At 56.9% G+C, this 9,431-nt stretch carries 10 protein-coding genes; 4 read left to right on the forward strand and 6 right to left on the reverse strand.

What is annotated here, in order from left to right:
* The 4 genes from ACH2EH_RS19370 to ACH2EH_RS19385 all read left to right on the forward strand — a co-directional run.
* Positions 1–282: hypothetical protein (locus tag ACH2EH_RS19370; RefSeq protein WP_395144243.1), on the forward strand; the 282-nt coding region annotated here is incomplete at its 5' end.
* Positions 283–298: 16 nt separating this feature from the next.
* Positions 299–919 (forward strand): sigma-70 family RNA polymerase sigma factor, encoded by a 621-nt coding sequence (locus tag ACH2EH_RS19375; protein ID WP_395144245.1) that lies wholly within the window; start codon positions 299–301, stop codon positions 917–919.
* Between the two features lies 1 nt (position 920).
* A complete protein-coding gene (locus tag ACH2EH_RS19380) occupies positions 921–1,697 on the forward strand; it encodes an anti-sigma factor family protein (protein ID WP_395144247.1) in 777 nt (258 codons plus the stop codon).
* On the forward strand, positions 1,694–3,304 hold the full coding sequence (locus ACH2EH_RS19385) for a tetratricopeptide repeat protein (RefSeq protein ID WP_395144248.1): 1,611 nt from the start codon (positions 1,694–1,696) through the stop codon (positions 3,302–3,304). Before ACH2EH_RS19380 ends, ACH2EH_RS19385 begins: the two co-directional genes overlap by 4 nt.
* A 74-nt stretch (positions 3,305–3,378) precedes the next feature.
* Here ACH2EH_RS19385 and sdhB read toward each other — a convergent pair whose 3' ends face one another.
* From sdhB to ACH2EH_RS19415, 6 genes are all read right to left on the reverse strand, one after another.
* Positions 3,379–4,146, reverse strand: a complete 768-nt coding sequence (gene sdhB / locus ACH2EH_RS19390; RefSeq protein WP_395144250.1) for a succinate dehydrogenase iron-sulfur subunit — start codon at positions 4,144–4,146, stop codon at positions 3,379–3,381.
* A gap of 9 nt (positions 4,147–4,155) precedes the next feature.
* The gene (gene sdhA, locus ACH2EH_RS19395) at positions 4,156–5,979 is read right to left on the reverse strand and encodes a succinate dehydrogenase flavoprotein subunit (protein WP_395144252.1); all 1,824 of its coding nucleotides are present in this window, start codon (positions 5,977–5,979) and stop codon (positions 4,156–4,158) included.
* Position 5,980: 1 nt separating this feature from the next.
* Positions 5,981–6,835 carry a hypothetical protein gene (locus ACH2EH_RS19400; protein WP_395144254.1) on the reverse strand — a complete coding sequence of 285 codons (855 nt, stop codon included), beginning with the start codon at positions 6,833–6,835 and terminating at the stop codon, positions 5,981–5,983.
* A gap of 101 nt (positions 6,836–6,936) precedes the next feature.
* Positions 6,937–7,464 carry a hypothetical protein gene (locus ACH2EH_RS19405; protein WP_395144256.1) on the reverse strand — a complete coding sequence of 176 codons (528 nt, stop codon included), beginning with the start codon at positions 7,462–7,464 and terminating at the stop codon, positions 6,937–6,939.
* Complete coding sequence (mreC, locus tag ACH2EH_RS19410) at positions 7,461–8,387, reverse strand: rod shape-determining protein MreC (RefSeq protein ID WP_395144258.1); 927 nt, start codon at positions 8,385–8,387, stop codon at positions 7,461–7,463. The genes ACH2EH_RS19405 and mreC overlap by 4 nt, the downstream gene beginning before the upstream one ends.
* A gap of 30 nt (positions 8,388–8,417) precedes the next feature.
* Positions 8,418–9,431 (reverse strand): rod shape-determining protein (locus tag ACH2EH_RS19415; RefSeq protein WP_395144260.1); only part of this gene is annotated, 1,014 nt, incomplete at its 5' end.

The raw sequence follows: 9,431 nt of genomic DNA on the forward strand, positions 1-9,431 counted from the left end.
ACTGATGCGAGGTATATCCATACCGGGTCTCGTCGTGATGATCACGCGACGTTGTCCTCACTCTTTTCTTGGGATGGTGAAAAAGAACCACAGCTGGGCAACGTGAGGGAACACTCCCTCTTGAGGTCACTGCCTGCTTCCCTGCTGTTGGCTATTCACTCCTCGTCTGGCATTATACCGGCCTTGAGCGCACGCATCAAGAAAAAAGTCAGTCTAATTTTGAAGGAATCTTTATTGCGGGGAATCTCAATAAAAGAACGATCCCCGTTCCCTTGGATATGATGAGATGGCCTACTCAATGACTGGCACAAGAAAAACCTCAGCAACTACTGAGGCGGAGACTGCTCGCCACGTGAGTTTTCATGGTGATTCGGAGCTTGCACGCCGTGCAGCCGGAGGCGACACGGATGCTTTCAGCACCCTCGTCGCCCGCTACCAGCGTCCGATGGCTGCGGTCGTCTCACGGATGACCCGTCGCTCAGACGATGTGGACGATATCGTTCAGGAACTTTTTTTACGTGCGTGGCGTGGCCTGCCGCGCTTTCGAGGTGAGAGTCAGTTCTCTACCTGGCTCTACCGGATCGCTGTCAATACGGCGATTAAACACAAGCAGCGCTCTAAACCGGAGCTGATACAGCCTCTCCCGACCGAAGAGACAGGGGGAGGTCTGGATCAGATGCAGGCTTCGGAGGAGACAAACCCGGAGTCTTTAGCCCAGCGCAGTGAGCGAGAGCGCCTGCTACGCGATGCTGTCCACTGCCTGCCCGAGAAGCAGCGTATTGTGGTTCAGCTACATTATTTCGATGGGAAATCGTGCGAGGAGATCAGCCAGATCATCGGCTGCTCCGTCGGCACCGTCTGGTCCCGGCTCCATTACGCCTGTAAGCGTCTGAGGTCGGTACTGGGGGAATCATTTTAATATGGGCATCTTTTGCCTTCTTTATCAACCAAAACTAGCAGCATTTGCTTCAGGTGAGCTACCTAAGACGCTTGTGGAGCGTGTCGAGCGGCACTTAGGAGTCTGCATACACTGCCAACAGGAGTGGGCTGTGCAGCAACGGCTGGTGAAGGCGCTCCGAGAGGCCGCGCCCTTGGCCGCTGCTTCGTCACCGTTTCTCTGGGAGCGCCTCGAAGCCGCTATCCAGAGTGAGGCTCCGCCCCCCCCCGTGTTCCACCAGCGCCGACTGGCCCCACTGGGCGGCTTGGCACTGGCAGGTGCAGCGGCGGCGGTCTTCGTTGCGTATCCCCAGGGTGTGCTGCGAGTAGCAAAGACGCCTCAGACCACTCCTCGCCCTAAGTTCAACAAGGTCAGGCTGGCTCAAGCGACTCCCGCACCAGCGCCTAGAGCGCTGACAGCCCTAGATCAGGCACGTCGGAGTGACACAAAGATAGCATTGAATAAGCCTGTCTCCGACCCCTTTGCCCCTAGTGTGCAGCGCGCCATCTCACCTACCGTGCACCGGCGCAAACACCTACCTCCGCTCACGGCTAAAGATAAAGATGCGTTGCTGCCCACCAAGGTCAACGCGGTCGCGCATCTGGAACTTGGAGCCGTGCATATCCAAACAGCGGAGTTCAACCGAGAGGTCAAGGAAGCCGAAGAGCTTGAGCACAGCTCCACCCAAAGGGCAACTAGTACCCCGACGGATGCTATCGCGTCCGCTCGTGGAGAAGTGAACTTGGGGATATTTCAATGATATATCTCCAGACACCCACCGTTGATATTCGGCCAGCCGGGCTCTCCACGAAGGCGCTGGCGGAACTAAAAAGCGGCGACAGGAGCCTCGGGCTCGGAGAGTTCGCTGCCGCGACGGGCAGCTACATCCGGGCGATGGAAGCCGCTCCCAATGCGCTCGTTGTGCGCTGGTCTCTGGGGCTCGCTCTCTCCGCCCTGCGTCGCAGCCCTGCACTCGCGGTTCAGCAGTACCGTGAAGCCACACGTATTGCGGAAGACGATTTGATCACGGCGCTCTTGCTACAAGGGGCACTTCAAGAATATGGTGATCGCGGCGCAGCGCAGCAGGTTTATCTTGACACCGTACGGCGGTTCAGTCGCCCTGGCCAGCCTGGCCTCGATGCCTCGGGTTCTCTGAAACGAATTGAGGCGGCGCTCAAGCAATGCCCGAACTCGCCTGTACTGTCTCTGCTCCAAGGAGATGCTCTGCAAATAGAGCTTCGCTTCCAAGAAGCAGGACTCTCGTACCGACGTGCTATTGGGAGCGCACCCTTCTGGCCTAAGCCGAAAATCAATCTCGGACTCTCCTACCTGGCCCAAGGTAAGGCAAACCAGGCGGTTCTCACACTCGAAGGGGCTCTAAAAACAGATCCTGCGAACCCACGTGCGCTTCTGGCCATGGGCGATGCGCAGCTGCAGTCCGGCAACCACAGTGGAGCACTAAAGCTCTACAATCAGCTTAGCCAGGTGGAGTCGGTTGCGGTTCCTGCGGCCACTGGCGCGGCAAGGGCGAGCATGGCTCTCGGCCAGGCAAGTGTCGCTGTCAGCAACCTTAAAAATGCACAGAAGCGGGCTCCCAAAGATCCTACCCCCGTCGCAGCACTTGCAGACATCCAGATGAAGACCGGAAGCTTTGCAGAAGCAGCTGTCTCCTATGCGTCTGCACTCAAACTCTCTGAAGAAGGCGGACTCTTTGCGGCACGGCCAAGCCTCCAGCGTGCTCTCGCGGAGGCGCAGCTCTCTGCAAAGCGCCCCACCGATGCCCAGCGGACACTTCAGAAGGCTCTTCAGGAAGATCCTGAGAACGAGGCGCTCTGGCGTCGCCTACTCGCCCAGTCTTTCCTAGAGCAAAATGACCGACCCGCTGCCGAGATGGAGCTTAAGCGAGCCCTGAACAACGAGCACTCCCTCTATCCCCAAGCGACCTTGCAGGCCATCGCGGCAGAGGGCTGGACGGAAAAGTTTATCGCGGGCTATCAGGCAGATCTGGCGGGTGCCCGCACGGGTGTCCGGGGATCGAGTAGCGCTCAGGCAGGAATCGTGGTGCGCTCCGTCCCTGTCTCCAAAGAAAGTGAAATCGTCGCACTGGCAGGCCTTGCCCACTTACTGCGCTTCACCAGTGCAGTTCGTGAAGAGGTCAGCGTCCGGCGGGATATGGTACACCTACGCGGATCAGGAGCGGACTGGTTTTTGCTCGCACAAGCTCAGGAGAGATTAGGGGATAATGCCGACGCGCGGGCGTCGTACGGACAAGCAGGAAGAAAAGGGGATCTGTCCTCCGCGATTCAGAAGCTGGCAATTGTGAGGATCCGCACTCTCGCTAGCCTCCCTGGACGCAGAGAGGAATAAAGAACAAAAAAAGCCCCACTGAGTTTTCAGCGGGGCTTTTTCTATTTTCCGTGACTACTTACCGATTTCCGTGGCTACTTACCAAGCCATTTCTTGATCCGATAGATAGTCGTGTCCCGGTTGATCTCCGCGATAGCTCGTGTGAGCGGTATATCTTTCGGGCAGACCTGGACACAGTTCTGGGCATTTCCGCAGCTGGCGATCCCGTCGTCGCCGGAGATGGCTTCCAGGCGCTCGTCCGCATTGAGCTTACCCGTCGGGTGCGCATTGAAGAGCCGCACTTGGCCGATCGCAGCGGGGCCAATGAAGTTCGATTTTTCACTGACCTGTGGGCATGCCTCAACACAGCAGCCACAGCTCATGCACTGAGAAAAGTGGTAGGCAAGCTGCTGGTCTTTCTGTGACATGCGCTGTCCCGGCCCAAGATCATAGGTGCCATCAATGGGAATCCATGCCTGAATTTTTTTAAGATTCTCAAACATCCGGGAGCGATCCACGACTAGATCACGGACGGTGGGGAACTTACTCATGGGGGCCAGTTGCAATCGGCGCGTGTTGCCTTGAAGCGGCGCGACATTATCAATGAGTGCTGAGCAGGCCTGCTTGACTTTTCCGTTCACGCGCACCGTACAGGAGCCGCAGACTTCCTCCAGGCACGCCTGATCCCACGCAACCGGAGTAACTTTTTCGCCCTTGGTATTGACAGGACGCGCCTGAATCTCCATCAGGACAGAGATCACATTCATGCGCGGCTTGTACGCGACATCGAACAGTTCCTCATAGGGAGCAGAGTCCGGGTCTTTTTGCCGCAGAACAGTAACTTGTATGGTAACTTCGGACATTTTCTTTTCCTAGCTCGCCGTGTAATTGCGCAGGCGAGGCTTCACCTGAGAGAGATCCACTGACTCATAACTGATCTTCGGGTCGCGCGGGTTGGCGGGATCGAATTCCGCGATGGTGGTTTTCTGGAAATTTTCGTCGTCACGCTGCACGAAATCGGGCTTGTAGTGTGCCCCTCGGCTCTCATCGCGCAGAAGTGCACCTTTCGTGATGATTTTTGCCAGAACCAGCATGTTCTTGAGCTGTCGGGTAAAGGGAATGGTCTGGTTAGACCAGGCTCCCACATCACTAATCCCGATATTTTCGTAGCGATCTTCTAGCTCACCAAGTTTTTCCAGTGTGTGCTGTAGACGGCTATTGTAGCGCACCACGGTGACATTCTCAGTCATGACATGACCAAGCTCGCGCCAGAGCAAGAAGGGGTTTTCAGCACCGTTCATGCTCTTTATCTTCTCGTACTGCTCAGTGCGGGCACGCTCTTGCGCCCCTAGCTCGGACTCCGTGCCGTCGGTGTGCTTACTGAGATTATCGACGTACTTGACTACGGCGGGCCCCGCGATCTGCCCACTTGTTAGGCAGGAGAGCAGCGAATTCGCTCCCAAGCGGTTGGCACCGTGGTACTGATAATCACACTCGCCCACCGCGAAGAGCCCGTCAATATTGGTCATGTGATAGGGTGTGGAATCCGGGTTAGTGCCGTCGTTGACCCAGATACCGCCCATGGAGTAGTGCACTGCGGGGAAGATGCGCATGGGCACATCACGGGGATCATCGCCGACGAACTTCTCATAGATTTCCAGCACGCCTCGTAGCTTTTCATCCAGTTTCTTACGATCGAGATGAGTGACATCAAGGTAGACCTGATTCTCCCCAAAAACCCCCATCTTCTCATCAACGCACTTGGCAAAAATCTCGCGGGTGGCGATATCGCGAGGAACCAGGTTACCGTACTTGGGGTACTTCTCCTCCAGAAAATAGAGCCGCTCACTCTCGGGGATGTTCTGCCCCGGACGGGGGTCGCCGGGCGTCTTGGGAACCCAGACTCGTCCCCCCTCGCCTCGCACGGACTCGGAAATCAGCCGGAGTTTGTCTTCGCCGGGAACCGCTGTCGGGTGGACTTGAACAAACTCCCCATTGGCATAACGGGCACCCTGGTGGAAGATCGCCCCTGCTGCCGTGCCTGTGTTAATCGTGGAGTTAGTGGACTTCCCAAAGACCATGCCAGGGCCACCGGTCGCAAGCACCACGGCATCGGCATGAAACGCCTTGATCTCCATAGAGCGCAGGTCTTGTGCGACAATCCCGATGCACTTGCCCGTGCCGCCCTGGTCGCGCACAATCCCGAGAAACTCCCAGAACTCGAATTTCTTAACCCGTCCCTCAACCTCAGCGCGACGCGTTTGTTCGTCTAGAGCGTAGAGAAGCTGCTGCCCGGTCGTAGCTCCGGCATAGGCGGTACGGTGCTTGAGGGTTCCTCCAAAGCGCCGAAAGTCCAGTAGTCCCTCCGGAGTCCGGTTGAACATCACCCCCATACGATCCAGCAGATAGATAATCCCCGGAGCAGCGTCGCACATCTTCGCAACTAAGGTCTGGTTGGCGAGAAAGTCTCCCCCGTAGCAAGTATCATCAATATGCAGCCCCGGGCTATCGTCCTCGCCTTTGGTATTTACCGCTCCGTTGATTCCGCCCTGGGCACAGACACTATGGCTGCGCTTGACGGGAACCAGGGAGAAGAGATCCACACTGCCACCGGCCTCGGCGATCTTAACCGTGGTCATGAGCCCCGCGAGCCCTCCCCCCACGACAATCACTCTTGCTTTTGTTGGTCCTGCCATGTTATTTGGTCTCCTCTGCCTGCTGACCTGCAGGCTCGTTGCGCTTCACTTCTTTCTCACGCTTGTCCAGCTCCTCTTTGACAAGCACTTTCACAAAAGCATCGCGATTGGTGTGTGCCTTATGGTCGAGCTGGCCCTTGATTGCGAAGTTAATCGCCACCGCAGAGCCCAGAAGCGTTAGCGCAATTCCCAGGCCCCAGCCGAGAATGGCAATGATTTTCTGCGCCTCTTTGCCAATGGCCAGCCCCCAGCGGATCGCAAAGTTCAGTACGCCATTGCCTAGGTGCAGACATGCCGAAGAAATTCCCACTAAGTAGAAAGCCAGATAGAGAGGATCGGCGAAGCGCCATGCCATCGCGCGGTAGCTAATGGACTGAAAGCCCAGCTCCTTTCCCACCTCCACCTCGCCCGCCGTCAGCTCCCAGGTGTACTTCAGCACCGTGGTGTCGTAGATGTGGTAGCAGATATAGACTACAGCAATCACGCCCGACAGGCGCTGAAACGTGTAGAGCCAGTTTCGCCCGTAGCCGTAGTGCGCCGTGTTGCCTCCCGGGCCTGGCATCTCGGCGACAATCATCAGGCCATAGATCGCATGAAAGAGAATCGGCAGCATAATCGCTCCCAGCTCCAGTAGGATCACAAAGGGCGCGTAACCAATCGCTTTTACAGCCGTATTGAAGGCGGCTTCGCCATCACCACTAAGACCGAGGCTATAGGAGTTGATCGTTAAATGAAAGATCAGAAACGCCCCGATTGGGATAACCCCCGAAAGAGAGTGAAGTTTGTGCAGCAGATAGCTATCTTTAAAGAAAGCCTTACTTCCTGGCTGACCACGCTCTATGTTTGTTGTTGCCATGACTGGATTATAGACGAGAGCCTAGTCAGAAGTAAAGCGAATTTTATCAATAAAGATTATGCGATTTGCTTCTGAAATTGAACGAGTTCAATTTTCAGGACTCAGGTGCGTGTCTGCCAGCGCAGCAGAACGGCTATGGGCAGCGCGACAAGTATGTTCAACCCCGCTCCCACAAACGTCAGAGAGAGCCAGTGGTAGAGTCCGATCCGAGGAACCGACAGACCATAAAGAAGCCCTGCAATGACACTCCCTACCCCGACGCCCAAGAGGGTAACCAGCACTCCCGCGCGAACAAAACGTTTACGCAGCCCCCCGATAAGCCAGGACGCGACAGTGCGGGTGACCAGATATGTCCCCATTGTCTGGCCGCTGATTGCGGCCATCATCAGCCCGGACATAAACCCCGCGGATGCGCCTAGGGGAGCGTCTGTTAGGAGAGCGACACACAGCGCCAGTGCCAGGAGAAAATCAGGTTGTGCCCCTAGAAATGCAAGATGCGAAGAAACGGTCGCTTGCAGACCAATGCCGATCATAAGCAGCAGAAAATAAACAACGATTGCTTGCCACGAAGGCGGGCCACTGGCAGTTGCGGCTGCGGTAGTTGGTGTGACCATGCTCCCACGGCTCACGGACGTCCCACTTCCTGTTTCGCAGTGGGCAGAAGTTTCGGTATGGGAAGAATGAGTACTTCACGAACCATCCCTGGCATGGGATTGTAGGGCTTCACCCGCGCAATTTTCAGTAAGTGCGTGGCATCCTCTTGAACCGTCTCAACCGTCCCAATGGGAATCCCAGGAGGGAAAATCCCGCCTTCTCCCGATGTGGAGACGATGTCGCCGGGTTTAATGGTCACTGTCCTCTCCAGATGCACAAGGTCAAGTGCATGGCGACGATCCAGCTTGTTATTGCCTTGTTCCACACCCCGAAGAATTCCGTAGGCCGCTCCCCCACCGACCGTCGCCCCGACGCCAGAGTCGGTGTCCGTCAGAAGGCGCACCTTCGCAGTAAACAGCCCGACATCGGTAATTTTGCCAAGCAGCCCTTCCGCCGTGCGAACCACTTGATCGCGTACGACGCCGTCGCGGCTCCCACGCCCCAGCGTGATGGACTGCTCCAGAGCGGTCGGTAGCCAGGCAATCACTTCCGCAACCATGGGCTTGGGCGACTTGGGAGCCGTAAAGGCAAGTAGCTGCTGAAGGCGCTCGTTCTGGGCCTCGACCGACGTAAGCCGCTCGGTCTCCAGCTGGAGCCCTGCGAGTTTTTCTTTCAGTTGCCTATTCTCGCGCTCCAGCGCCACGCCTCCGAAAAGCCCTCGCCAGGTCGTATTGACGCTCTGGTTCGTGCGGGCGGCAGCAACCTCAGCAGGCCCTGCAATCAGCTGGGCTCCAAGAAGTACGGGATCGGCCTTCCCCTGAGACTGAAGACGGTTGTGCAGCACTCCCAACACAACGCCGCCCACGATAAGTAGGCCAACGATAGTCCCCCATGCGATCTTGAAACCACGCCGTTCCACACGGGGGTTCCAGCCCCCACTCAGCCGTTTACGCCGCATAGCCCCCTCCTCTTTTAAGTATTAAGGACTCTAGAGCGACCGACTCGATACCAGTGCGTTGCGCAGCCCTGGATGGATCTCCGCTTCCTCCAGCACCTCTCCAGCACCAAGAACCACACAGGAGAGAGGGTCGGGGGCAATCTTTACCGGCATCTCTGTCTCTTTCTGAATACGCCGATCCAGCCCACGCAAGAGCGCCCCGCCTCCGGCTAGATAGATACCGGAGTCCATTATATCGGCGGCAAGCTCGGGTGGTGTCGCCTCCAGAGCCATCTTTACTGCATCCACGATCTGGTTGACGGGCTCCGCAATCGCCTCCCGAATCTCGCCACTGGAGATCTTCGTGGAGCGCGGTAGCCCCGTCAGGAGGTCGCGGCCTTTGATGAGCATCTCTAGCTCTTGCTCTAAAACAAAGGCGGAGCCGATCTGTAGCTTAACTTCCTCCGCTGTCCGGTCGCCAATATAGAGATTGTACTGTCGCCGAATGTAGGCGACCACGGCCTCGTCAATCTCATCGCCCGCCACACGGATAGAACGGCTTGTCACAATGCCGGAGAGCGAGATCACGGCAACCTCCGTTGTTCCGCCCCCAATATCCACAATCATGGAACCGATCGGCTCCGCCACCGGGAGGCCCGCCCCGATTGCCGCCGCCATGGGCTCTTCAATTAAGAAAGCTTCGCCTGCACCGGCCTTTTTAGTGGCATCAATCACCGCCATGCGCTCCACTTCCGTGACACCAGACGGAATCCCGACTACCACTTGCGGGGCATCAAACGGACGTTTACGGGTCACTTTCTCGATAAAGTAACGCAACATCCGCTCGGTTTGATCGAAATCAGCAATGACTCCATCTTTTAAGGGACGTACCGCAATAATATGCCCCGGTGTCCGCCCAAGCATTCGCTTTGCTTCGTCACCAACAGCTTCAACCGCCTGCCGATTGACATCGAAGGCGATCACGGAGGGCTCACGAAGCAAGATTCCCTTGCCGTGAACGTAGACGAGTGTATTGGCGGTACCAAGATCTATCCCCATCCGCCG

It is taken from the genome of Armatimonas sp. (assembly GCF_043760365.1).
In the GTDB taxonomy this organism is placed as follows: domain Bacteria; phylum Armatimonadota; class Armatimonadia; order Armatimonadales; family Armatimonadaceae; genus Armatimonas.